We start from the raw sequence: 22,043 nt of genomic DNA, 5'->3' as shown, positions 1-22,043 counted from the left end.
GCGGTGGTGCGGCGCTCGACCGGTCGGTGAGCGCGGTGGAGGTCATTCGGGGACGGTGACGTCGCCGATCACGATGTCGGCGACGGCGGTGCCCTCGAGGAGCTTGTAGTTCGCGCCGATGATGGCGACCGTCCCGGCCGCAACGGCGTCGCTGATGAGCTCGGAGCGCGAGACGACCTCCATGACGGTGCGGCGGAGGTGGCGTCGTCCGACCTCGGAGGTGTCGACGGAGGCGGCGTCGATCGGTGCGGGGCCGGCGACCGCGCTCACGGCGGGGACGATCTGCTGGATCAGCTGGTCGATGTACGGGGGGAGCGGCGTTGCGTCCTCGATCTGCGAGTCGATCGCCGCGCGGACGGCGCCGCACTCGTCGTGCGCGAGCACGAGGATGAGCGGGACCTGCAGGACGCCGACGGCGTACTCCAGGGTGCCGAGCACCGAGTCGGAGACGATCTGGCCGGCGTTGCGGACGACGAAGAGGTCGCCGAGTCCCTTGTCGAAGATGATCTCGGCCGCGAGGCGGGAGTCGGAGCAGCCGAAGATGACCGCCTCCGGGGCCTGGGAGTGCGCGAGGGTGGCGCGGCGTTCGACGTCCTGGCGGGGGTGGGCGGGCTGACCGGCGACGAACCGCGCGTTACCGCGCTGCATCTCGCGCCAGACGGCACCGGGGCGCTTCTGGGTCATTCTGAGTCCGTTTCTGCAGGGGCGCCCGACGGGGCGTCGAAGTTGGCGGTGACCCCGGTGCGCACGGACCGTGCGACATCGAGGACGTACTCGGGCTTCGCCGTGCCGAACACGGCGATCGTGCTCCGACCGGCGACGGTCGACAGGGCGTATGCGACGTTACCGTCGTCGGAGCCGCTGCCGTTCGCGTATTCGACCCACTCCACGCCGTCGATGGTGACGGTTCCGGTGGGCCGGGCTTCGTCGAGCTCGGCGAGGAGCCAGGTGTCGTTGGCGTCGACGCCCTGGACGAGGCCGACGAACTCGTCGTCGGGGGAGATGAGTCCGACGTTCCACGAGCGGATGTCGGGCGTGCCGGCGACCGGCGAGGCTGCGGTGCGGACGTCGGCGTAGTTGCTGCCCCAGTCGTCGCCGAGCTCGGGGGTGAGGAGCGGGACGGGGAGGTCGGGCTGCGCCTGGCCGGCGAGCTGCGCGTAGTCGACGGTCGGGCGTTCCGGGGCCTCACCGCGGGGCACGGCGAGCACGATCACGACCACGAGGCCGACCGTGGCCAGGAGTGACAGGACGAGGTTGTTGACGGTCTTGCGCGAGCGGTACAGGCGGGAGTTCTCCGCCTTGCGGTCGGCGGTCTCCTGCGGCGTCTCGGGGCGGCCGAGTTCGGCCACGACGCGCGGCGGCTTGGTGTCCTTCACCGCGATGCGTCCGGAGTGCCGGATCCGAGCTGGGCGGCGCGAGCCGCGTCCAGCCGTGCCTTCGCGCCGATCAGCCACTCCTCGCAGCGCTGGGCGAGCTGTTCGCCGCGCTCCCAGAGCCGGAGGGAGTCCTCGAGCGACGCCGAGCCCTGCTCCAGCTCGGACACGACACGCACGAGCTCGTCGCGTGCCTGCTCATAGCTGAGCTCCTGGACATCGGAGGGGGTTGGCATGCTTCTATCCTATTCGTCGTCGGTCCGGGCGGCAGCCGTGGCCGGGCCGGTACTGGAGGCGCCGATCGCGCCGGAGGCGAGGGTGACCAGGAGCTCCGTGCCGGCGGGGGCGTCGCCTTCCGCACGGACGACCGCGCCGCCCGGGACACCGGCCTCCGCGTCCGCTCGCTGGACGATGGCGTAGCCGCGGTCGAGCGTGCGCTGCGGCGACAGGGCGCGGAGATGTGCGCGGAGTTCCGTGACCTCGCGCTGGGAGCGCTCGACGGCGCGGTCGATGAGCTCGGCACCCCTGGCGACCGTGCGGGTCAGCTCGTCGGCCCGTGAGTCGACGATCCAGGACGGGTCGGCGAGCGCTGGACGGGTGCGGAGCGTCGCGAGGCGGTCGATCTCGTGACCGAGCAACGAGGTCACCCGGGAGGACAACCGGACGCGGGCCTGCTGTACGCGAGCGAACTCCTCCGCGACGTCGGGGACGACCCGCTTGGCGGCGTCGGTCGGTGTGGAGGCGCGGAGGTCGGCGACGTCGTCGAGCAGCGGGCGGTCCGCCTCGTGGCCGATGGCGCTCACGAGGGGCGTGGTGCAGGCCGCCGCGGCACGGACCACGCGTTCGTCGCTGAACCCGAGGAGGTTCTGGAAGTCGCCACCGCCTCGCGCGACGATGATGACGTCGACCTCGGGGTCGGCGTCGAGCGTCTGCAGAGCGCTCACGACGTCGCCGGGGGTGCGGTCGCCCTGGACGGCGGCGTGGACGACGCGGAACCGGACCGACGGCCAGCGCAGCTCCGCGTTGCGCAGGACGTCCTTCTCGGCGTCGGAGTCCTTGCCGGTGACGAGACCGATGCGCTGCGGGAGGAACGGCAGTGGGCGCTTGCGCGACGCGTCGAAGAGCCCCTCCTCGGCGAGCTGCCGACGGAGCCGTTCGAGTCGCTCGAGGAGGTCGCCGATGCCGACGTGCTTCATCGCCATGACCTGCATGGTGAGCGTGCCGCCCTTGAGCCAGTAGTTCGGCTTGACCAACGCGACCACGTGGTCGCCCTGCTTGAGGTCGGCGGGGATCTTCGCCCGGACGGACGACCAGATGGTGAACCCGACCGTCGCATCGATCTCGAGGTCTTTGAGCTTGCCGTAGACGTTGCCGCCCGAGGCGCCCCACTGCGTGATCTCACCCTCGACCCAGACCGTGCCGAGGCGGTCGATGTAGTCGCGGAGCTTCGTGCCGAGGAGCGCGACCGGCCAGGGGGCTTCCATGGTGGCCGGTGCATCGCTCATCCCTCCAGCCTAGCCGCGAGCACCGACGGCGCGGGGTCGTGGACCACCCGGCCGTTCACGGCCGACTCCCGAGCGCTGCCGCGTAGAATCCACACGTGACCGATCTCCGCGACGCCCCAGCCATCGGCCTCGGCATGCCGAGGCTCCGACGCATCGCCGGACGCCTCGCAGACCTCCCCGTCGCCGGCGAGAAGCGCGTCCTGCTCGCCGCCCCTCGTGGCTACTGCGCCGGCGTGGACCGCGCGGTCGTCGCCGTCGAGAAGGCCCTCGAGCACTATGGAGCACCGGTGTACGTCCGGAAGCAGATCGTCCACAACGTGCACGTCGTCGACCAGCTCGAGGCGCAGGGCGCGGTGTTCGTGGAAGAGGTCGACGAGGTGCCGTCCGGCGCGCACATCGTCTTCAGTGCGCATGGCGTCTCGCCCGCCGTGGTCGATGCCGCCGCCGACCGCGGGCTGCTCGCGATCGACGCCACCTGCCCGCTCGTCACCAAGGTCCACCGCGAGGCCGTGCGCTTCGCCCGCGACGACTACGAGATCCTGCTCATCGGACACGAGGGGCATGAGGAGGTCGAGGGGACGGCCGGTGAGGCGCCCGACCACGTCACACTCGTGACGAGCCCGGAAGCCGTCGACGACCTCGTCGTCGCCGACCCCGACAAGGTCGTGTGGCTGTCGCAGACCACGCTGTCGGTGGACGAGACCATGGAGACGGTCCGCCGGCTGCGCGAGCGGTTCCCGAAGCTCCAGGATCCGCCGAGCGACGACATCTGTTACGCGACCCAGAACCGCCAGGTGGCCATCAAGAAGGTCGCCCAGAACGCTGACCTCGTGATCGTGGTCGGGTCGGCGAACTCCTCGAACTCGGTGCGCCTCGTGGAGGTCGCCCTCGAGTACGGCGCGAAGGCCGCCTACCGCGTCGACTACGCACACGAGATCCAGCAGGCCTGGCTCGACGGCGTCGTCACGGTCGGTGTCACCAGCGGCGCCTCCGTGCCGGAGGTCCTCGTCGACGAGGTCCTGGAAGAACTCTCCGGAGCCGGCTACGGCGCGGTGCAGGAAGTCAAGACGGCCGAGGAGGACCTCATGTTCTCTTTGCCGAAGGAGCTGCGCAAAGACCTTGCCGGCACGACCGATCCGCGCGCCCTGGGAGGGCGTCGACCATGAGCGAATCCCGCCCCCGTCCGCAGTTCGGTGAGTACGCGTCCCCCGAGGAGCAGCGTGCCCGGATCGCCGAGCCCATCGACGAACAGCGGGCGGAGGAGCTCGGCATCGCGCCGGTCGTCCCCGTCGAGCGGCAACCGCGACAGCAGCAGGAGCCGACCCTGCGCGAGCAGACGCGTGAGCCTGGGGTGGTGCAGCCGGGCGCTCCGACCGTGGCCGCCAGACGACCCGTCGCCGGAGACCGCATTGCGACGTCGATCCTGCTCGGACTCGGCCTCGTCGGCCTGATCGTGACCATGCCGGGCCTGCTCGACCTCCCCGGCCTGATCCGCCCCGCACTCGTGCAGATGGGTGTCTCGGGGTACTCCTCGGACGGTCTCGCGAGCGCCATGGGCATCCTGGCGCTCGGTCTCCAGATCGCCCTGTGGGTGGGCGCCATCATCCTGTCGAGCCGGTCGCTCCGCGCGGGTCGACTGACCTTCTGGATCCCGCTCGTCGCCGGCGTCGCGGCGAACCTGGTCGTGGTGATCTGTCTCGCCGTGGCCATGGGTGCCGACCCGGCGTTCATGGAGTACGTCCGCTCGCAGCAGCCGTAGTCAGTCCACACACGAAGAACGGGCCCGGCAGCGATGCCGGGCCCGTTCTTCGTGCAGGTGACTAGGAGGTGCTGGTGCCGTACGAGCCGAGCTGCTTCGTCGACTCCAGGACGCGAGCGGCCATCGCCGACTCGGCGACCTTGCCCCAGGCGCGCGGGTCGTAGACCTTCTTGTTGCCGACCTCGCCGTCGAGCTTCAGCACACCCTCGTAGTTCGACAGCATGTAGCCGGCGATCGAGCGCGTGAACGCGTACTGCGTGTCGGTGTCGATGTTCATCTTGACGACACCGTTCGCGACGGCCTCCGCGATCTCGGCGTCGGTGGAACCCGATCCGCCGTGGAAGACGAGGTCGAGCGGCTTGGGGCCGTGGCCGTACTTGGCGGTGAGGCCGTCCTGGATGGTCTTCAGTAGCTCAGGCTGGAGCTTGACGTTGCCGGGCTTGTAGACGCCGTGCACGTTGCCGAAGGTGAGGGCGGCCATGTAGCGACCCTGCTCGCCGAGGCCGAGCGCCTCGACGGTCGCGATGGCGTCGTCGAGGGTCGTGTACAGGTGCTCGTTGATGTCGTGGCTGACGCCGTCCTCTTCGCCGCCGACGACGCCGATCTCGACCTCGAGGATGGCGTTGATGGCCTTGGTGCGCTTCAGCATCTCGGTCGCGATCTCGAGGTTCTCCGTGAGGGGGACCGCCGAGCCGTCCCACATGTGGGACTGGAAGATCGGGTTGCGACCGGCCTTCACCTCTTCCTCGGAGGCGGCGATGAGTGGCATGACGAAGCCGTCGAGCGCGTCCTTCGGGCAGTGGTCGGTGTGGAGCGCGACGGTGACGGGGTAGTTCTTGGCGACCTCGGTGGCGAACTTCGCGAAGGCGATCGCGCCGGCGGCACGGTTCTTCACGGTGTGGCCGGCGAAGTAGTCGGCGCCGCCCGTGGTGACCTGGATGATGCCGTCGGAACCGGCCTCGGTGAGGCCCTGGAGGACGGAGTTGATGGTCTGGCTGCTCGAGACGTTGAACGCCGGGTACGCGAACCCGTTCGACTTCGCCTTGTCGAGCATCGCTGCGTACTGTTCCGGGGTGGCGACGGGCATGTCTTCTCCTTGCGTGGGGACGATTCGCCTTGAAGTCTACTGACTCGGGCTCCGAGGCATACGGCACGATGGGGACATGATCGAGCGCACTCCGGACACCGACCTCCTCCACGGCTTCCTCGACGCCACGAGGGCCGCGGCTGCCGCCGTCGCGGGTCTCGTCGGAGGTGGAGACGGCATGCGCATCGACGGGGTCGCCGTCGATGCGCTCCGCCGGGCGCTCGAATCGCTCCCGGTCGACGGGCGCGTCGTCGTGGGGGAGGGCGAGAAGGACCAGGCGCCCATGCTGTTCGTCGGGGAGCGTTTCGGCACGGGTGTGGGGCCGGCGATCGACCTCGCCGTCGACCCCGTGGACGGTACGAAGCTCGCGGCCACGGGCAAGCCGGATTCCGTCGCCGTGATCGCCATCGCCCCGCGCGGTGCGATGTTCGACATCGGCCCGGCGTACTACCTCGAGAAGCTCGTCGCCGCCGGCGGGGGACGCGAGTTGTCACTGGCCGACCCGATCGCGGTGACCCTCGACCGGCTCGCGGCCCGGCTGGGGCGGCCGGTCGAGCAGCTGCGGGTCGCGGTCCAGGACCGTCCTCGGAACGCGGCGACCGCCCAGGCCGTGACCGCCGCCGGTGCCGAGCTCGTGAGCTTCATGGACGGCGACGTCGCCCTGTCCCTGCGGGCCGCAGCCGCCGACGGCGACCTCGATCTGCTCCTCGGTGTGGGCGGAGCCCCCGAGGGCATCCTCACGGCTGCCGCGGTCCGAGCCCTCGGCGGCTGGATGACGGCGCGCTTCGCACCGCAGTCGCCGGAGGAACGTGCGCGGCTCGTCGAGGCCGGGACCGATCTCGATCGCGAGGTCCCGCTCGACGAACTCTGCCGCGATGACGCCTGGCTGCTGCTCAGCGCCGTCACGTCGACCGCGCTCGCCGCCGGAGCCGAACTCGCCGGAGTCCGGGTCGAAGGGGACGGCGGTGTCACGGTCGAGTCCGTCGTCGTCGGTCCCGGGAGCCCGCTGACGAGGTCACGGAAGCGCCTCGATCGCGACGCACCCAGCGGCCTTCCCAGCCCGGTTCGATAGGCTGAAACCCTCATCCACCGAAGCGTCGTGTCCCACGAGGCGAGCGATCCATGGAGGATCCAGTGACCCAGCCTGAAACCGGCTCCCACTATCTGCAGCCCGACCGCAACCTCGCCATGGAGCTCGTGAGAGCGACGGAGGCCGCCGCGATCCGGGCGGCGCCGTTCATCGGGCGAGGCGACAAGAACGCCGCCGACGGTGCGGCGGTCGACGCGATGCGTGCCTTCCTCGGCACCGTCAACTTCGACGGCGTGGTCGTCATCGGCGAGGGCGAGAAGGACGAAGCGCCCATGCTGTTCAACGGCGAGCACGTCGGCAACGGCCGCGGGCCGTCCTGCGACATCGCCGTCGACCCGATCGACGGTACGAGCCTCACCGCCGCCGGGCGTCAGAACGCCCTCTCCGTCATCGCCGTGTCCGACCGCGGCAGCATGTTCGACCCGTCCGCGGTGTTCTACATGGACAAGATCGTCACCGGCGCCGACGGCATCGGTGTCGTCGACATCAGCCAGTCCATCGGCGACAACATCCGCGAGCTCGCGAAGGCCAAGGGCAAGCAGCCCGAGGACATCCGCGTCGCCGTCCTCGACCGACCGCGCCACGCGCAGCTCATCGAGGAGATCCGCGCGGCCGGTGCCGGGACGCGACTGCTGCTCGACGGCGACGTCGCAGGTGGCATCAACGCCGCCCGCTACGACTCGCGGATCGACATGTGTGTCGGCATCGGTGGCACGCCTGAGGGCATCATCACCGCGTGCGCGGTGAAGGCGCTCGGTGGCCTCATCCAGGGCAAGCTCATGCCGAAGGACGACGCCGAGCGCGAGCGTGCGCTCGCTGCCGGTCACGACCTCGACCGCGTCCTCGGCGCGAACGACCTCGTCCGCGGCGACAACACGTACTTCGTCGCGACGGGTGTCACCCACGGTGAACTCGTCGACGGTGTGCAGCGCAAGGGTCCGATCATCCGCACCGAGAGCCTCGTGCTGCGGTCGCGGTCCGGCACCATCCGTCGCGTCGAGGCGGACCACCTCGCTGCGAAGTGGCTGTAGTCGCTCCTCCAGCAGAGTGAAGCGCCCGGTTCCACCTCACGGTGGGGCCGGGCGCTTCGTCGTGCGGTGTTCGTGCCGGTCAGTCCTGGAGCCGGTGCGCGAGTCGCGCCTCGAGCTCGCTCGGCTCGCCATCGGACGGCTCCGGCGAGGGCTGTGCCTCCGGTGCGGTGAGGCGCTTCGGTGAGGCGTCGCTCTGGCTCACCTGACCGATGACCGTCGCCTCGTCGAGGGCGTCGAGCTTGCGCGCCGTGACGAGCACGCGGGTCTCGAACGACGAGGCGAACTGGTTGTAGTTGGTGACCGTGCTCTCGATGGACCGACGCAGGCGGTCGGCGTGGTCCGACAGCGTCGAGAGCCGCTGGTAGAGCTCCTTGCCGAGGTCGAACAGTCGCTTCGCGTCCTCGGTGAGGACGTCCTGCTGCCAGGTGAACGCGACCGTCTTGAGGACCGCCCACAGGTTGACGGGGGAGGCGAGGGCGACCCGTTTGCCGAAGGCGTAGTCGAGCAGGCTCGCGTCGGCCTCGAGCGCTGCGGCGAGGAGCGACTCGCTCGGGATGAAGCAGATGACGAACTCCGGGCTCGACTCGAGGCCGCGCCAGTAGCCCTTCGCCGCGAGGGCGTCGACGTGCGACCGCACGGCCTTCACGTGCTGCGCGAGGAGGGCGGTACGTCGTGCGGCTTCCTCGCCCGTCGCCGTGACGGGGATGGTGCTGGCTTCGAGGTACTGCGCGAACGGCACCTTCGCGTCGACCGCGATCGACTTGCCGCCGGGGAGTCGAACGACCATGTCGGGTCGGCCCGTGCCGTTGTCGGACGTGATGCTCGACTGCAGGTCGAAGTCGACGCGCTGTGTGAGGCCCGCGGCTTCCACGACGTTGCGGAGTTGGGTCTCGCCCCAGACGCCGCGGGTGGCGTTGTTGCGGAGCGCCGAGGCGAGCGACTCCGTCGTGGACCGCAGGCGTTCCTCGGATTCCGAAGCCGTCTTCAGCTGTTGGGCGAGCTCGCCGTGCTGTCGGCTGCGCTGCTGCTCGAGTTCCGCGACCTTCGCCTGCATGTGCTCGAGGCTGTGCTGGACGGGCGCGAGTGCCTGCAGGACCTGGCTCTCCTCGTGTTCCTGGCGCGATCGTCGTTCGGCGTCGGCGCGGTGGCGTTCGGCGAGCTCGCGGTACTGCTCGCGCTGGGCGTTCAGTTCACGTCCGAGACCGTCGGCCGTGGCGTCGAGGGCGGCGAGTTCGGCGCGCAGCGCGGCGCGGAGTTCCGCCTCCCGTGCAGAAGCATCGGCGAGGAGTTGCGCCTGCTGGCCGCGGAGGTCGGCGAGCTGGGCGGTGTGCCTGGCCTCGAGTAGCGCCGGGTCGACCGATCCCGCGCCGGTGCGCCGCTGCAGCAGAAGGATCGCCACGGCTGCGCCGATGACGAGTCCGATGAGGAGGCCGATCCCGAGGGCGAGTGCGCTGTCCATGCCCTCAGTGTGTCGCGGGCCGCCGACATCGGTCGGAGGCCGCGCGGCGACCGCGTGCTCAGGCGGCGACGGCCGTCCCGATCCGGCCGATCTTCACGCTCGTGAGCTGCGCGAGTTCGGCGATCGAGGAGGCGCCGTGGCGGGCGGCCGCGTGGATGATGATGTGCGCGGAGGCCTCGGCGTCGCCGGTGGCGTCGTGGTGCTGGAAGTCGTCGAACCCGGCGGCGAGGGCCGCCACGGGGAGCCGGTAGGAGTCGAGCTGATACGTCTTGCGGGCGACGTTAAGGCTGCACAGGTAGCTGAGGTCGGGGCAGTCGAGGCCCGTCGCGGCGCAGCCACCGCGGATGACGCCCATGTCGAAGCCGGCGTTGTGGGCGACGAAGGCGTCGCCCTGGGCGAAGTCGAGCATGGCGTCGAGCTGGTCCGCCCAGCCCGGCGCGCCGAGCACGTCCGTCGCGACGATGCCGTGGATGCGGGTGTTCCACTCGAGGAACGCGTCGTGTCCGGGAGGGGGCTGGATGAGCCAGCCCGCGCGGTCGACGACGATGCCGTCGCGCACTCTGACGAGGCCCACGCTGCAGGCGGAGGCGGATGACGAGTTCGCGGTCTCGAAGTCGATGGCGGTGAAATCCAGTGGCACGTCCTCACCCTCGCACCAGCGTCCGACACCGCTCGGGTGGCACGCCGCATGCCGCCCGATCGACGGTGCCGATCCGTGCCCGAAGCGGAGGCGCGACCCACGGGGACGCGCGGCCAAGTACGATAGACCCTCGTGGCTCTTACTCTCGGCATCGTCGGCCTGCCCAACGTCGGCAAGTCCACCCTGTTCAACGCGCTCACGCGCAACAACGTGCTCGCAGCGAACTATCCGTTCGCGACGATCGAGCCGAACGTCGGCGTGGTCGAACTGCCCGACGCCCGGCTCGGCAAGCTCGCGGAGATCTTCGGCAGCGAGCGCATCCTGCCCGCCGCGGTGTCCTTCGTCGACATCGCCGGCATCGTCAAGGGCGCGAGTGAGGGGGAAGGGCTCGGGAACAAGTTCCTCGCGAACATCCGTGAGGCCGACGCCATCGCGCAGGTCGTCCGCGGCTTCGCCGACCCCGACGTCGTGCACGTCGACGGCGACGTGAACCCGGCGTCCGACATGGAGACGATCAACACCGAGCTCATCCTCGCCGACCTCGAGACGCTCGAGAAGGCCGTCACCCGGTTCGAGAAGGAGGTCAAGGGCAAGAAGCTCGACCCCTCCGTCCTCACGGCGGCGAAGGAGGCGCAGGACGCGCTCAACGCCGGCACCCCGCTCTCGGCGACGAAGATCGACCTCGCGCCCATCAAGGAGCTCGGTCTCCTCACGGCCAAGCCGTTCATCTACGTGTTCAACGTCGACGAGGACGTCCTCCAGGACCAGGCCAAGCTCGACGAGCTGGCCGCCCTCGTGGCGCCGGCGAAGGCCGTCTTCCTCGACGCCAAGCTCGAGTCGGAGCTCGTCGACCTCGACGAGGACGACGCCCGCGAGATGCTCGAGTCGACCGGCCAGACCGAGTCCGGCCTCGACCAGCTCGCACGCATCGGTTTCGCGACGCTCGGCCTGCAGACCTACCTCACGGCGGGCCCGAAGGAGTCGCGTGCGTGGACGATCCCGCAGGGTGCCAAGGCGCCCCAAGCGGCCGGCGTCATCCACACGGACTTCGAGAAGGGCTTCATCAAAGCCGAGGTCATCTCGTTCGACGACCTCGTCGAGACCGGCTCCGTCGCCGAGGCCCGCTCCAAGGGCAAGGCCCGCATGGAGGGCAAGGATTACGTCATGCAGGACGGCGACGTCGTGGAGTTCCGCTTCAACGTCTAGCTCGTCGAAAGTGCACGTTTCGTCGTCGACCAGCCCCAAAGCCGACGGAATGAGCGCTCTCGGTGGTGGTTACCGCTTCCGCCGCTGTTCCGCGATCCACGTGTGATCGGCGATCGCCGCTGAGACGGCCTCGCGATACTGCGCGCCGTCTGCGCTGCGGTACAGATCCCTGCTGAAGAACGGTGATTCACTCCGGTAGGGCGCGCTGTTGTGGACGCGTCCGGCGAGGTCGGACAGGGCATCGTGGTCGCCCGCGAGGTAGGCGGCGAGCTCGGTGTCGTTCAACCGGATGAGCGCGGAATCGTCGATGAGGGCGCTGTAGCTGTACCTCGCGTGGAGGTAGAGCGAACCTTCCTGCTCGACGAGGAACCACATTCCCGGTTCATGGTCGACGTAGCGCATGTCCATGCCTCGATTCTCCCGTCGGTCCGGAGGTCCGTAGGTCCGGGTAGGGGTGTTCCTACCATGAACCGGTTCATCGCAAGGAGTATGTAACGACTCGCGTTATTAACGAGGTGCGTTATGCCCTGCTACGATGATCAGGTCGTTCGGCAACCGGGATACCGAGCGATTGTGGCGTCGTGAACGAGTGCGGTCGATCGATCCTCGGATCCATCGGGTTGCGCTCCGGAAGCTTCGCCAGGTGGGTGCCGCAGAGATGCTCGACGATCTTCGGGTCCCACCTGGCAACCGACTCGAGCCGCTCAAGGGCGATCGCGTCGGCCAGCACAGCATCAGGATCAACGACCAGTGGAGAATCTGTTTCGTGTGGACGGCCACGGGGCCCGAGGAGGTGGAGATCGTTGACTATCACTGACTCGAGCGGCAAGCTCGCACCGATCCACCCCGGTGAAGTGCTCATAGAGGACTTCATCGAGGGGTTCGGGATCACACAGAACAAGCTGGCGGTGTCCATCGGAGTCCCACCACGTCGCATCAATGAGATCGTCCACGGCAAGCGGTCCATCACAGCGGACACCGCGCTCCGGCTTGCGAAGTACTTCGGCACTTCGGCGCAGTTCTGGCTCAACCTGCAGATGCGCTATGAGCTCGATCTCGCCGAGGATCGGCTTTCGCAACAGATCGCGGCGATCACGCCACTGAAGCCCGCTGCCGCGTAGCGTCATACTTCACGCCGAGAGTGCGTGTTCTGTCGTTTGCGCGCGGGTTTGAGGACGGAACGGGCGCTCCGTGTCGAGGTGATCGGCCGTCACCACCAACGTTTGGCGCGGGGGACCAAGCCCAATAGGGCTGCGAGCCCGGCGAACGCGCTGACCACCCCGAGGAAGCCCACAGGGGTGTCGCGGAGTGGGCCGATGACGAGCAGGGCGCCGAGGCCGAGCGCTGCCACGCCGAACCCGGTGCGCCAGCGTCGCCCGGCCTTCGCCGATGGGCGGCGGCCGGGCAGGTCGGTGGGTCTCGGGCGCGCGCGGCGCCGTGCGCTCAGCGGCGGTCCGCTGTCGTCCGGCCCATCGACGGCACGCCCGAACCCGTCGACCCACGGACCGGCACCGACCTCGGGGCAACGGTCGTGGACGTTCGTGTCGCGGGTCGAGGCATCCGCCGGGTGGGCAGGCATGGCTGCGGCGAGATCCACGTCGAACCGGACGGAACCGTCCGGCAGGAGGGCGTCGTAGCCGACGAACCGCAGCGGCCGTCGGCGCCATCTCGACGTGCCACGGAACGCCGTCGCGCGGACGGCGACGGGACGGTCGGGCGATTCGCGCATGGATCGATGGTGGCACATCGGGTCTCCGTGGTTCAGCACCCTGATGCTTCCGACGTCCCTGCCGCCAGCGGGGTCGTGCTCCGGCGGTACGCTCGATGAGGCGCCACCCGAACGGGCGCCTGGGGGAGGCCAAGGGTGACGATCGATTTGGCGAGCATGCTGGTGGTGGCGGTGATCGTCTGCGCCGCCTGCGGGATCTTCTACGGACTCGACAGCGCGCGAACCCTCGCCGGACGCCATATGGCAGCCTGGATGTCCGGATTCGCCACCACCCTCCTCTCGGCGGTCAGCTACCTCGCCGCCACGCTCAACGGTGACTCGGTATGGATCGTCGCCGTCGCCAACGCCGCCATGGTCGCCTCGATCGCCGCCCTGTGGGTCGGGTGCCGGCTGTTCAACGGTCGACGCAGCCTCGTGCTGCTGGGCACCCTCTTCGTCGGGGTGACGGCGATCTCCGCCGTCCTCGACCCGACCGACGACCCGGAGTGGGCCGGCACCATCGCCCGGCTCATCTCGCTCATCATGCTGTCGCTCCTGGTCGCGTACGAGGCGCGACGGGGGCGGATGCGAACGGCACCGGCGTCACTGGTGCTCGTCGTCGTCATGATTCTCCACGCGGTGTTCACCGCCGTGCGCCTCGCGGTCTACCTCGCGGCGGGTCCTCACTCGGAGATCTTCGAGCGGCTGTTCAGCACGCCCATCGTGACCTACATGAACCTCGTGTTCGTCGTCGCGATCGCCGTCGGCCTCGTCCTCCTGCGCTCCTGGGAGCGCAAGCAGCGCCTCTCCTCGGAGCGGGTGGGCGTCCGCGCGGTGGGGCGCCGGGCGTTCATCGCCGAGGCGACCCGACTCCGCGAGGGGCAGCAGTCCGACCGTCGCCTCGCGATCCTCGTCGTGGCCATCGACGGCTACGGCGATCTCCGCCGCGCCTACGGGATGGCGACGGCGGGGGAGCTGGAGGCGCTGCTCGCAGCCGCGGTCTTCCGTGAGCTGCCGGCCGGGTCCGTCTGCACCCGCGTGTGGAGCGGGACGATCCTCGTGGCCACGTCGGTCGAACCGGGGCCGACCGGCCTCTCGGGTCTCCACGACCTCGCGGCACCCATCGCCGCCGGCTACCGGGAGGCCGTGACGCAGCAGCTCGACGGCTTCGCCGGCGCTGCGAACCTCGGCGTCGCGGTGGATTCGGCCGCGCCGACGCCCGTCGAGACCCTCGTGTCGATCGCACGCACGGCCCGAGACGACGCGGAGCGGCGAGGTGAATCGGTGCGGGTCGTCGAGTCCGCGTCGGAGACGCAGGACCGCTGATGGCGCGTGCGGCTCAGCGACCCTGGCGCTTCTTGTACGGCAGCGGCTCGCCCTTGACCTTCGGCGCGCGGCCCTTGCCCTTGTTCGCTTTGGCTTTGCCGCCCGGCGCCGGAGCCGACTTCGCTGCTGCTGCCGCAGAGGCGTCGAGTTGGCGACGCGCCTCGATGAGGAACGCGTAGCCGGCGTCCGTCAGCTGCGTGGATTCCACGTCGCGAGCGAACAGTTCCGCTCCGACGCTCTCCTCGAGCTTCCGGACGTCGGCGACGACGGTGCTCCGCGGCACACCGAGCGCCTTGGCCGCCTTCGCGAAGTGGAGGGTCTCCGCGGAGGCGACGAAGGAGCGCAGCTGCTTGTGATCCATGCCCTCAGCCTACGGTGACGGCGTCAGGCTGCCGACCAGTGTCGCGTCAGCCACCCAGCTGGTCGCGTCGGCGACGCCGCACGATCACGGAGGCGACTCCCGCGAGCAGGCCGAGGCCGAGCAGGGAGCCGGCTGCGATGGCCAGCGTGGATCCCTGGAACCCGGTGTCGGGGAGCCTCGTGATGTCTCCGGCCGGAACCGCCGGCTGACCGGGGACCTGCGGGGTGCCCGGCGGGACGGCTTCCGTGATGACGATCGTCGATTCGATGGAGTCGTCGGGCGCGGTGCCGTTGCTCGCGGTGATGGTGACCGTGTAGGTCCCGGGCGTCGTGGGCGTGCCGGTCACGCCTCCGGTCACGCTGTCGAGGACGAGTCCCGGGGGCAGTGCACCCGAGGTGACGGTATATGTGGCGTCCGGGCTGCCGGTCGAGGTGACCGTGCCGTCGTAGCTCGTGCCGACGGTGCCGCCGGGGAGCGGAGCGGAGGTGATCTCCGGGCTCGTCGTGACCTCGGAGCCGCTGCCGTCGTCGCAGCCGGTCGGCCGGTTGATGACGGTGTTGATGAGCGTCACGGCGCCGGTGGACGCGAGCAGGCGCCCCTCGAGGACCGTGCCCGATCCCGTGGAGATGGACGTGTCGGCGAGGATCGTGCCGACGAAGGGAGCGCCGCCGTTCAGCGTGGCCGAGCTGCCGACGCGCCAGAACACGTTGCAAGCGCTCGCGCCGCCGGCGAGGATGATCGACGCACCGGTGGAGGTGTCCAGCCTGCTCGCCGCCTGGAAGACCCAGACCGACTCCGCCGTACCGGTGAGCGTCAGGTTCCCGGACAGGGAGAGGACGCCGCCGGAGTAGACGCCGGGGGTGAGGTTCAGGCCGGTGAGGTCGTCGAGGCCCTGCGTGGTCGGGGTGAGACTGGAAGCGACACCCATCGCGGTGAGGAGATCGTTCTGCGCGAGGGCGGCAGGCTCGTTCGTCACGTTCTGGGTGCCGTTGACGATGCCCGGCGGGAAGCCCGTCACGGAGCTCTCCGGGCTCAGCCCGAGGTCGCCGTTGATCGTGGTCGCGCCGGTGTTGGTGACGGCCGATGCGGCGAGGACGCCGTAGCCGGCTGCCGTGCCCAGGTTGATCGGGCCGTCGATGGTGGTCGCGGCGTTCGCCGGTCCGGCACCGATGGCCAGGAGTCCGACGGTGATGACTGCCGCTGCACCGAAGAGGCGAGAGCGAACGCGGCTGGGTCTGGCGCTGCGGGCGGGTGGAGAGAGTTCGAGGCGCATCAGGGCCCCTTCCGTGGGGGAGGGGCGCGAAGCCAACGAGGATGGCGACATCAACCGCAACTGCTCCCTGTGTAACACCTTCGGGGGTCACGAGATCGGCTAGCGCTCCTGACGTAGCCAATCGTTATCTCAGTGCATTACGCTACTCCGCCGACTCGTGGCGCGAATTGAACGTTCACCGAGGCCCGGACGGAATGAGACGATTGCAGCATGACTGCAACGCTCGTGGCCCAAGGCCTGGCCGGAGGACACGGCCACCGCACCCTGTTCGACGGCCTTGATCTGACGGTGGCGCCGGGCGACGTCATCGGCGTCGTCGGGATGAACGGCGCGGGGAAGTCGACCCTGCTCCAGCTTCTCGGTGGCTCGCTCGAACCGCAGGCCGGCACGATCACGCTGTCGCCCTCCGACGCCTTCGTGGGCGCGCTCCCGCAGGAACATGAGCGCGTCGTCGGCGAGAGCGTCGCCGCCTACATCGCCCGGCGCACCGGCTGCGCTGCGGCGACCGAGGCGATGGACGCGGCCGCCGCGGCGCTCGCCGAACCCCCGCAGGCCGGCACGGACCCCGCGGACGTCTACTCCGCCGCCCTCGACCGCTGGCTGGCGAGCGGCGCGGCCGACCTCGAGGAGCGGATCCCCGCGGTCCTCGCCGACCTCGGGCTGGACCTCGACGCGGATGTCACGACCACGATGATGACCTCACTGTCGGGCGGGCAGGCCGCTCGCGTCGGACTGGCGGCGCTGCTGCTGTCGCGATTCGACATCGTCCTCCTCGACGAACCGACCAACGACCTCGACCTGGACGGCTTGGAGCGGCTCGAACGCTTCGTGCAGGGATTGCGCGGGGGTGTGGTGCTCGTCAGCCACGACCGCGAGTTCCTCGCCCGCTGCGTCACGCGCGTCCTCGAACTCGACCTCGCGCAGCAGAGCAACCGCGTCTTCGGCGGCGGATACGAGGCCTACCTCGAGGAGCGCGAGGTCGCCAGGCGGCACGCCCGCGACGCCTACGACGAGTTCGCCGACAAGAAGGCGGATCTCGTCGGTCGCGCCAGGGTGCAGCGGGAGTGGTCCAGCCAGGGCGTGCGGAACGCGATGAAGAAGGCGCCCGACAACGACAAGATCCGGCGGAAGGCCTCGGCGGAGTCCTCGGGGAAGCAGGCCCAGAAGGTCCGGCAGATGGAGAGCCGCATCGCTCGGCTGGACGAGGTCGAGGAACCACGCAAGGAGTGGCAGCTGCAGTTCACGATCGGCAGCGCACCGCGCTCGAGCACGGTCGTCGCGACGCTCTCCGAGGCCGTCGTCCGGCAGGGCGACTTCCAGCTCGGCCCCCTGTCCCTCCAGATGAACGTGGGCGATCGCATCGGCATCACCGGGCCCAACGGCGCCGGCAAGTCCACCCTGCTCGCGACGCTGCTCGGTCGTCGCGAACCCGACGCGGGCAGCGCGAGCCTCGGCTCGAGTGTGCGGATAGGCGAGATCGACCAGGCCCGCTCACTGCTCGTCGGCACGGAGCCGCTCGCCGACCGCTTCGAGGCGATCGTGCCCGACCTCAGTCCGGGAGAGGTCAGGACGCTCCTGGCGAAGTTCGGGCTGAAGGCCGACCACGTGAACCGGCCCGTCGACGAGCTGTCGCCGGGGGAACGCACCCGCGCCGGGCTCGCCGTGCTCCAGGCGACGGGGATCAACCTGCTGGTCTTGGACGAGCCGACGAACCACCTCGACCTCGCCGCCATCGAACAGCTCGAGGAGGCGCTCGAGAGCTACGACGGAACACTCCTCCTCGTCACCCACGACCGCCGCATGCTCGACACCGTCCGGATCGAACGGCGATGGGTCGTCGAACGCGGCCAGGTCTCGGAGCGCTAGCGACGATCGCGCCCCGGGCCGTCAGGGGAGACCGACCCCGGACATGAGCGAGGACCCCGCGGCGTTCGCCAGGCGGGGTCCTCGTCGTTCAGAGGGCGCGTCAGTCGCGCAGCTGCTCCTTGTAGTCGTTCTTCGCCTCGGTGGTGTCGCGCTCGGCCTCGGCCTTCTTCACGTCGGCCTCCGCCTGCTTCACCTTCGCGTCGGCCTTGGCCTCGTCCAGCTTGTCGCTGATGCGCTCCTTGGTGTCGTCGACGGCCTCGCCGATCTTCTTGCCCGTCGCCTCAGCAGCGTCCTTGGCGTTGTCCAGGAATCCCATCGTCAACTCCGTCTCTGATCCCGACTGTCGGTCACGATCCCAGCCTCGCGGACCGATGCCTGCGCGGCAACCGCTTGTGTTCCGCTGCGTCGGCGGCTAGAGCATGCTGTGGCCGGTTCAGGGTGCGGGTGCGCCGCCGTCGGTCGGGGTCGCGTGCGGCAGCCAGTCCTTGAGGATGACCTCCTCCGGGTCGACCAGACGCTCCGTGTGGAGGTCGTACTCCGGGTCACGCTCGGCGAGGAACCGGGTGACGGCGTCAGCGTCCTCGTTGTCGTGTCGACGTCGTGCGCGGTCTGCCGCGTCCTGCTCGGTGCTCATGGATCCCACCGTAGCCCAGCGTCCGGCGGTGGGTGGCGCCGGACACCCGGCATCGGACACCCGACACCGAGCGCGCGGCCTGATCCCATTCCGGTCGGTCGTCGTGGGGTTCAGCGGAGGCCAGCGACGGCCTCCACCGCGGCGACGACGGCGCCCGCCGTCCGGTCCAGCTCGGCCGCGGTGACGGCGGCGGTCCAACTGAAGCGCACGGCGGTCTGCGCGACCTCCGGAGCGATGCCGATCGCGAGGAGGACCGGCGACGGCTCGTCGCTGCCGGCGGCGCACGCGGAGCCGCTCGAGGAGATGACGCCGCGCCGTTCGAGTTCGAGGAGGACCGCCTCGCCGGAGGTCCCGGGGAACACGAACGACGCGATACCCGGCAGTCGTCGTTCGGGGTGGCCCGTCAACCGAGCTCGCGGGACCTCTGTCAGCACCCTCGCGATGAACGCGTCACGCAGCCCGCTGACGCGGTCGACCGCTTCCACCCGATCACGCTCGGCGAGCTCCAGCGCGGTCGCGAGCCCGACGGCGGCGGCCACCTGTTCGGTCCCGCTCCGGCGACCGCGTTCCTGCCCGCCGCCGTGGAGGAGCGGTTCCAGCGGCAGGGACCCGCGCACGGCAAGCAGTCCGACACCCTTCGGAGCACCGAGCTTGTGGCCGGCGAGGCTCAGCGCGTCCACGCCGAGGCGATCCAGTCCGAGCGGCAGCCATCCCGCCGCCTGCACGGCGTCGGTGTGGAACGGGACGCCTGCGGCCCGGGTGACGGCTCCGATCGCCGACAGGTCCTGGACCGTGCCGATCTCGTTGTTGGCGGCCATCACCGAGACCAGCACCGTGTCAGGACGAAGCGCAGCAGCGAGCTCGGCCGGGTCGACCAGTCCGGTCCCGTCCACCGGGAGGACCGTGGCCTCGACCCCGTGGAACCGCGTGAGGTACGCGACCGATTCCGCGACCGCCTCGTGCTCGATCGGCGAGATGACGACATGGCGTCCGCGATCGAGGGCCGCCAGGGTGATGCCCTTGACTGCCAGGTTGTCCGCTTCGGTGCCGCCCGAGGTGAAGACCACGTCGCCAGGTCGGACGCCCAGCACGGTCGCGACGCGTCGCCGGGCCTCCCGCAACGCCCCGGCCGCCGCCTCGCCGACGGTGTGATGGCTCGACGGGTTACCGAAGGTGCGCGTGAGGTACGGCCACATCGCCTCGAGCACCTCCGGGCGCACCGGCGTCGTCGCGGCGTTGTCGAGGTAGAGCATCTCAGTCGACCGAGATGTCGAGCCCGAGGTCGAGGGACCGGACGCTGTGGGTGAGGGCACCGGAGGAGATGACGTCCACGCCGGTCTCCGCGATGGCCCGCACCGTCGACAGCGTCACGTTCCCGCTCGCCTCCACGATGGCGCGGCCGGCGATCAGCGCGACGCCCTCGCGGAGCTCGTCGACGCTGAAGTTGTCGAGCATGATCGTGTCGACGCCCGCCGCGAGCACCGCCTCGATCTGGTCCAGGCGGTCGACCTCGACCTCGATCGTCGTCGTGTGCGGGAGCTCCTCGCGAGCCCGCAGGAGTGCCTCGGTGACCGTCAGACCGCGCTCGAGGAGGACCGCCAGGTGGTTGTCCTTGACCATGACGGCGTCGGAGAGCGAATGGCGGTGGTTGTGTCCGCCGCCCGATCGCACCGCGTGGCGCTCGAAGACGCGCAGGCCAGGGGTCGTCTTCCGGGTGTCGACGATGCGGGCGCGGGTGTCCGACACGGCTTCGACGTAGGCCGCAGTGGTGGTCGCGATGCCGCTCATCCGCTGCACGAAGTTCAGGGCGACGCGCTCAGCGGTCAGGACGGCACGCGCCGGACCCGACACCATGGCGATGGTGTCGCCCGCGGCGAACCGTTCGCCGTCGGCGACGAGGAACGCGACCGTGATGCGTGGGTCGGTCAATCGGAACGCCGCCTCGAACACGGCCGACCCGCTGAAGACGCCCGCCTCGCGAGCGGTCAGGGATGCCGAGGCCGTGGCGTCCTCCGGGATGAGGGTCGCCGCCGTCAGGTCGCCCCACGGGGCGTCCTCGACGAGGGCCGCGGTGACGGTGGTGTCGATGAGGTGTGGGGTCAGCATGGTGCGAGCACGGTTCCGTTCGCGGATGGGTGGGTGGTGGGCTGGGGCGCGTCGGCCGAGGTGGCGAGGACGACCGCGATGGGCGACGCCTGATCCGGATCGACACCGGGATGGTCGTCCCGGGCGTGCGCGCCGCGTGACTCGGTGCGCGCGAGGGCACCGGCGACCACGGCGCGGGCGAGCAGCAGGAGGTTGCGGTCCTCGGCGGCCGCGACCGATCGCGGTGTGGTGACGACGTCGTCGAGCTCGGTCGACCACCGGTGCAGGGTCCGGCGCGCGAGCTCGAGACCACGCGCGTCACGGACCAGCCCGGCATCCCGCCACATCACGGCATGGAGCGCCGATCGGCTGAAGGGCTCGACGGGATCCGCTGGGAGCCCGGGATCGCCTTCGGCTGCACGGGGATCCAGGACGACCCACGCGCTGCCGAGTCTCGGGCGACCGGCGATCGGACCCGGTGCCGCATCGATCGCCGCGACGGCACGGGCCGCGAAGACGGCACCCTCGAGGAGCGAGTTGGAGGCGAGGCGGTTGGCGCCGTGGACGCCCGTGCGTGCGACCTCGCCCACGGCGAGGAGCCCGGGCAGGCTGGTCCGGCCGTCGAGGTCCGTGGCGACGCCGCCCATCCAGTAGTGGGCAGCCGGGGCGACGGCGACCGGTGTGCGTGACCAGTCCACGCCGGAGGCTCGGAGGTGCTCGTCGATCCCCGGGAACCGCGCGGCGAGGCGGTCAGCACCGAGCGCGGTCGCGTCGAGCGTTACCGGCGCACCACCCTGCGCTGCCATGGTCCGCGCGATCCCGCGGGCGACCACGTCGCGCGGTGCCAGCTCGGCGTCGGGGTGCAGCGCCCGCATGAAGCGTTCACCGTTCGCATCCCGGAGGACGGCCCCCTCACCGCGGACGGCCTCGGAGACGAGGAAGCTGCCGGGTGCGGCGAGCGCGGTCGGGTGGAACTGGACGAACTCCACGTCGGCCAGCACCGCGCCGGCACGGAGCGCTGCAGCCGCGCCGTCGCCCGTCGCCACCGCCGGGTTGGTCGTGAACGGGTAGAGCTGTCCGACACCGCCGGTGGCGAGGATCACCTGGTCGGCGTCGACGGTGAACGCACCGCGCTCGGAGGACCGGAGGTGCGCTCCGGTGACCGTCCCGGCGGTGACCACCAGGTCGACGAGGACGGTGTGCTCCAGCACGGTGACCCGCCGGGCTGCGAGCGTCTCGACGAGCGCCGTCTCGATCGCCGCGCCGGTCGCGTCACCGCCGGCGTGCAGCACCCGGGGGTAGGAGTGGGCCGCTTCGAGGCCCTTCGCGAAGGCGTCGCCGTCGCGGTCGAACGCCACACCGAAGGCGATGAGCTCGCGGATCCGTTCGGGCCCCTCGGTGCAGAGCACCCGCACGGCCTCCTCGTCGCACAGCCCCGCGCCGGCCAGCAGCGTGTCCCGGACGTGGTCCTCGACGCGGTCGTCGTCGAACATGACCCCGGCGATCCCGCCCTGGGCATAGCGCGTGTTGCTCTGGCCGAGGACGTCCTTGGTGACGACCACCACGTCGTGCCGTTCGCTCGCGTGGATCGCGGCCACGAGACCGGCGATCCCGCTCCCGACCACGAGCACCGTCGCCAT

The 22,043-nt window shown here is 70.3% G+C and carries 25 protein-coding genes; 9 read left to right on the top strand and 16 right to left on the bottom strand.

Annotated features, from left to right (window positions below; genetic code table 11):
* Positions 1–42: 42 nt before the first annotated feature.
* The 4 genes from ITJ62_RS10695 to xseA are packed head-to-tail and all read right to left on the bottom strand — an operon-like array spanning position 43 to position 2,878.
* A complete protein-coding gene (locus ITJ62_RS10695; protein ID WP_064296442.1) occupies positions 43–684 on the bottom strand; it encodes a carbonic anhydrase in 642 nt (213 codons plus the stop codon).
* Positions 681–1,376, bottom strand: coding sequence for a DUF4245 domain-containing protein (locus tag ITJ62_RS10690; protein WP_194601815.1), 696 nt, complete (start codon positions 1,374–1,376; stop codon positions 681–683). The genes ITJ62_RS10695 and ITJ62_RS10690 overlap by 4 nt, the downstream gene beginning before the upstream one ends.
* Positions 1,373–1,609, bottom strand: a complete 237-nt coding sequence (locus ITJ62_RS10685) for an exodeoxyribonuclease VII small subunit (protein WP_064296575.1) — start codon at positions 1,607–1,609, stop codon at positions 1,373–1,375. Before ITJ62_RS10685 ends, ITJ62_RS10690 begins: the two co-directional genes overlap by 4 nt.
* A 9-nt stretch (positions 1,610–1,618) precedes the next feature.
* Positions 1,619–2,878, bottom strand: a complete 1,260-nt coding sequence (gene xseA, locus ITJ62_RS10680) for an exodeoxyribonuclease VII large subunit (protein ID WP_194601812.1) — start codon at positions 2,876–2,878, stop codon at positions 1,619–1,621.
* A 134-nt stretch (positions 2,879–3,012) separates the two neighbouring features.
* Between xseA and ITJ62_RS10675 the strand changes: the two genes are divergently transcribed.
* A complete protein-coding gene (locus tag ITJ62_RS10675; protein ID WP_194602513.1) occupies positions 3,013–4,044 on the top strand; it encodes a 4-hydroxy-3-methylbut-2-enyl diphosphate reductase in 1,032 nt (343 codons plus the stop codon).
* Complete coding sequence (locus tag ITJ62_RS10670) at positions 4,041–4,637, top strand: DUF6264 family protein (protein WP_137241983.1); 597 nt, start codon at positions 4,041–4,043, stop codon at positions 4,635–4,637. Before ITJ62_RS10675 ends, ITJ62_RS10670 begins: the two co-directional genes overlap by 4 nt.
* A gap of 61 nt (positions 4,638–4,698) precedes the next feature.
* Here ITJ62_RS10670 and fbaA read toward each other — a convergent pair whose 3' ends face one another.
* Complete coding sequence (gene fbaA, locus ITJ62_RS10665; RefSeq protein ID WP_085510491.1) at positions 4,699–5,724, bottom strand: class II fructose-bisphosphate aldolase; 1,026 nt, start codon at positions 5,722–5,724, stop codon at positions 4,699–4,701.
* A gap of 76 nt (positions 5,725–5,800) precedes the next feature.
* Between fbaA and ITJ62_RS10660 the strand changes: the two genes are divergently transcribed.
* Positions 5,801–6,796: a fructose-bisphosphatase class II gene (locus ITJ62_RS10660; protein WP_194601809.1), complete on the top strand. Its 996-nt coding sequence runs from the start codon at positions 5,801–5,803 to the stop codon at positions 6,794–6,796.
* 50 nt (positions 6,797–6,846) lie between these two features.
* On the top strand, positions 6,847–7,845 hold the full coding sequence (gene glpX, locus ITJ62_RS10655) for a class II fructose-bisphosphatase (protein ID WP_064296437.1): 999 nt from the start codon (positions 6,847–6,849) through the stop codon (positions 7,843–7,845).
* 79 nt (positions 7,846–7,924) lie between these two features.
* On the opposite strand, the gene rmuC is transcribed toward glpX, so the two are convergent.
* On the bottom strand, positions 7,925–9,304 hold the full coding sequence (rmuC, locus tag ITJ62_RS10650) for a DNA recombination protein RmuC (protein ID WP_194601805.1): 1,380 nt from the start codon (positions 9,302–9,304) through the stop codon (positions 7,925–7,927).
* 58 nt (positions 9,305–9,362) lie between these two features.
* Positions 9,363–9,944: an exonuclease domain-containing protein gene (locus ITJ62_RS10645; RefSeq protein ID WP_194601801.1), complete on the bottom strand. Its 582-nt coding sequence runs from the start codon at positions 9,942–9,944 to the stop codon at positions 9,363–9,365.
* 132 nt (positions 9,945–10,076) lie between these two features.
* On the opposite strand from ITJ62_RS10645, the gene ychF reads away from it, so the two are divergent.
* Positions 10,077–11,150, top strand: coding sequence for a redox-regulated ATPase YchF (gene ychF / locus ITJ62_RS10640; RefSeq protein ID WP_124768990.1), 1,074 nt, complete (start codon positions 10,077–10,079; stop codon positions 11,148–11,150).
* A 69-nt stretch (positions 11,151–11,219) separates the two neighbouring features.
* Here ychF and ITJ62_RS10635 read toward each other — a convergent pair whose 3' ends face one another.
* Positions 11,220–11,558 carry a hypothetical protein gene (locus ITJ62_RS10635; protein ID WP_194601798.1) on the bottom strand — a complete coding sequence of 113 codons (339 nt, stop codon included), beginning with the start codon at positions 11,556–11,558 and terminating at the stop codon, positions 11,220–11,222.
* A 127-nt stretch (positions 11,559–11,685) separates the two neighbouring features.
* On the opposite strand from ITJ62_RS10635, the gene ITJ62_RS10630 reads away from it, so the two are divergent.
* Both ITJ62_RS10630 and ITJ62_RS10625 read left to right on the top strand, forming a co-directional pair.
* On the top strand, positions 11,686–11,967 hold the full coding sequence (locus ITJ62_RS10630; RefSeq protein ID WP_138946694.1) for a type II toxin-antitoxin system RelE/ParE family toxin: 282 nt from the start codon (positions 11,686–11,688) through the stop codon (positions 11,965–11,967).
* Positions 11,954–12,271 (top strand): HigA family addiction module antitoxin, encoded by a 318-nt coding sequence (locus ITJ62_RS10625; protein ID WP_194601796.1) that lies wholly within the window; start codon positions 11,954–11,956, stop codon positions 12,269–12,271. Before ITJ62_RS10630 ends, ITJ62_RS10625 begins: the two co-directional genes overlap by 14 nt.
* 89 nt (positions 12,272–12,360) lie before the next feature.
* Here the strand turns inward: ITJ62_RS10625 and ITJ62_RS10620 are convergent, their stop codons facing one another.
* Positions 12,361–12,879, bottom strand: a complete 519-nt coding sequence (locus tag ITJ62_RS10620) for a hypothetical protein (RefSeq protein WP_194601793.1) — start codon at positions 12,877–12,879, stop codon at positions 12,361–12,363.
* 135 nt (positions 12,880–13,014) lie between these two features.
* Between ITJ62_RS10620 and ITJ62_RS10615 the strand changes: the two genes are divergently transcribed.
* On the top strand, positions 13,015–14,184 hold the full coding sequence (locus ITJ62_RS10615; protein WP_194601790.1) for a hypothetical protein: 1,170 nt from the start codon (positions 13,015–13,017) through the stop codon (positions 14,182–14,184).
* A 13-nt stretch (positions 14,185–14,197) separates the two neighbouring features.
* Here the strand turns inward: ITJ62_RS10615 and ITJ62_RS10610 are convergent, their stop codons facing one another.
* Both ITJ62_RS10610 and ITJ62_RS10605 read right to left on the bottom strand, forming a co-directional pair.
* Positions 14,198–14,545 carry a LysR family transcriptional regulator gene (locus tag ITJ62_RS10610; protein WP_064296432.1) on the bottom strand — a complete coding sequence of 116 codons (348 nt, stop codon included), beginning with the start codon at positions 14,543–14,545 and terminating at the stop codon, positions 14,198–14,200.
* Between the two features lie 46 nt (positions 14,546–14,591).
* Positions 14,592–15,818, bottom strand: a complete 1,227-nt coding sequence (locus ITJ62_RS10605) for an ice-binding family protein (protein WP_194601787.1) — start codon at positions 15,816–15,818, stop codon at positions 14,592–14,594.
* A 210-nt stretch (positions 15,819–16,028) separates the two neighbouring features.
* Between ITJ62_RS10605 and ITJ62_RS10600 the strand changes: the two genes are divergently transcribed.
* Entirely contained in the window at positions 16,029–17,684 is a 1,656-nt protein-coding gene (locus tag ITJ62_RS10600; RefSeq protein WP_194601784.1) for an ABC-F family ATP-binding cassette domain-containing protein, read from the top strand.
* A gap of 100 nt (positions 17,685–17,784) precedes the next feature.
* Here ITJ62_RS10600 and ITJ62_RS10595 read toward each other — a convergent pair whose 3' ends face one another.
* The 5 genes from ITJ62_RS10595 to nadB all read right to left on the bottom strand — a co-directional run bounded on the left by ITJ62_RS10595 (position 17,785) and on the right by nadB (position 22,043).
* On the bottom strand, positions 17,785–18,000 hold the full coding sequence (locus ITJ62_RS10595) for a hypothetical protein (protein WP_064296430.1): 216 nt from the start codon (positions 17,998–18,000) through the stop codon (positions 17,785–17,787).
* A 117-nt stretch (positions 18,001–18,117) separates the two neighbouring features.
* On the bottom strand, positions 18,118–18,318 hold the full coding sequence (locus ITJ62_RS10590) for a hypothetical protein (RefSeq protein WP_064296429.1): 201 nt from the start codon (positions 18,316–18,318) through the stop codon (positions 18,118–18,120).
* Positions 18,319–18,428: 110 nt separating this feature from the next.
* Entirely contained in the window at positions 18,429–19,571 is a 1,143-nt protein-coding gene (locus ITJ62_RS10585; protein ID WP_194601781.1) for a cysteine desulfurase family protein, read from the bottom strand.
* Between the two features lies 1 nt (position 19,572).
* Positions 19,573–20,424 (bottom strand): carboxylating nicotinate-nucleotide diphosphorylase, encoded by an 852-nt coding sequence (gene nadC / locus ITJ62_RS10580; protein WP_194601779.1) that lies wholly within the window; start codon positions 20,422–20,424, stop codon positions 19,573–19,575.
* The gene (gene nadB / locus ITJ62_RS10575; RefSeq protein WP_194601776.1) at positions 20,418–22,043 is read right to left on the bottom strand and encodes an L-aspartate oxidase; all 1,626 of its coding nucleotides are present in this window, start codon (positions 22,041–22,043) and stop codon (positions 20,418–20,420) included. Before nadB ends, nadC begins: the two co-directional genes overlap by 7 nt.

It is taken from the genome of Plantibacter sp. VKM Ac-2876, from assembly GCF_015350715.1.
GTDB classification, from domain to species: Bacteria; Actinomycetota; Actinomycetes; order Actinomycetales; family Microbacteriaceae; genus Plantibacter; species Plantibacter auratus.
Note: the sequence above shows the minus strand (reverse complement) of the source record. Positions and strands in the feature narration are given on the sequence as shown.

Coding starts and splice junctions, on each gene's coding strand:
- ITJ62_RS10605 (WP_194601787.1), bottom strand. CDS start 15,818: ATGCGCCTCGAACTCTCTCCACCCGCCCGCAGCGCCAGACCCAGCCGC.
- nadB (WP_194601776.1), bottom strand. CDS start 22,043: ATGGCGACGGTGCTCGTGGTCGGGAGCGGGATCGCCGGTCTCGTGGCC.
- fbaA (WP_085510491.1), bottom strand. CDS start 5,724: ATGCCCGTCGCCACCCCGGAACAGTACGCAGCGATGCTCGACAAGGCG.
- nadC (WP_194601779.1), bottom strand. CDS start 20,424: ATGCTGACCCCACACCTCATCGACACCACCGTCACCGCGGCCCTCGTC.
- ITJ62_RS10620 (WP_194601793.1), bottom strand. CDS start 12,879: ATGCGCGAATCGCCCGACCGTCCCGTCGCCGTCCGCGCGACGGCGTTC.
- ITJ62_RS10675 (WP_194602513.1), top strand. CDS start 3,013: ATGCCGAGGCTCCGACGCATCGCCGGACGCCTCGCAGACCTCCCCGTC.
- ITJ62_RS10670 (WP_137241983.1), top strand. CDS start 4,041: ATGAGCGAATCCCGCCCCCGTCCGCAGTTCGGTGAGTACGCGTCCCCC.
- rmuC (WP_194601805.1), bottom strand. CDS start 9,304: ATGGACAGCGCACTCGCCCTCGGGATCGGCCTCCTCATCGGACTCGTC.
- ITJ62_RS10585 (WP_194601781.1), bottom strand. CDS start 19,571: ATGCTCTACCTCGACAACGCCGCGACGACGCCGGTGCGCCCGGAGGTG.
- ITJ62_RS10685 (WP_064296575.1), bottom strand. CDS start 1,609: ATGCCAACCCCCTCCGATGTCCAGGAGCTCAGCTATGAGCAGGCACGC.
- xseA (WP_194601812.1), bottom strand. CDS start 2,878: ATGAGCGATGCACCGGCCACCATGGAAGCCCCCTGGCCGGTCGCGCTC.
- ITJ62_RS10660 (WP_194601809.1), top strand. CDS start 5,801: ATGATCGAGCGCACTCCGGACACCGACCTCCTCCACGGCTTCCTCGAC.
- ITJ62_RS10635 (WP_194601798.1), bottom strand. CDS start 11,558: ATGGACATGCGCTACGTCGACCATGAACCGGGAATGTGGTTCCTCGTC.
- ITJ62_RS10695 (WP_064296442.1), bottom strand. CDS start 684: ATGACCCAGAAGCGCCCCGGTGCCGTCTGGCGCGAGATGCAGCGCGGT.
- ITJ62_RS10630 (WP_138946694.1), top strand. CDS start 11,686: ATGATCAGGTCGTTCGGCAACCGGGATACCGAGCGATTGTGGCGTCGT.
- glpX (WP_064296437.1), top strand. CDS start 6,847: ATGGAGGATCCAGTGACCCAGCCTGAAACCGGCTCCCACTATCTGCAG.
- ITJ62_RS10600 (WP_194601784.1), top strand. CDS start 16,029: ATGACTGCAACGCTCGTGGCCCAAGGCCTGGCCGGAGGACACGGCCAC.
- ITJ62_RS10610 (WP_064296432.1), bottom strand. CDS start 14,545: ATGGATCACAAGCAGCTGCGCTCCTTCGTCGCCTCCGCGGAGACCCTC.
- ITJ62_RS10590 (WP_064296429.1), bottom strand. CDS start 18,318: ATGAGCACCGAGCAGGACGCGGCAGACCGCGCACGACGTCGACACGAC.
- ITJ62_RS10595 (WP_064296430.1), bottom strand. CDS start 18,000: ATGGGATTCCTGGACAACGCCAAGGACGCTGCTGAGGCGACGGGCAAG.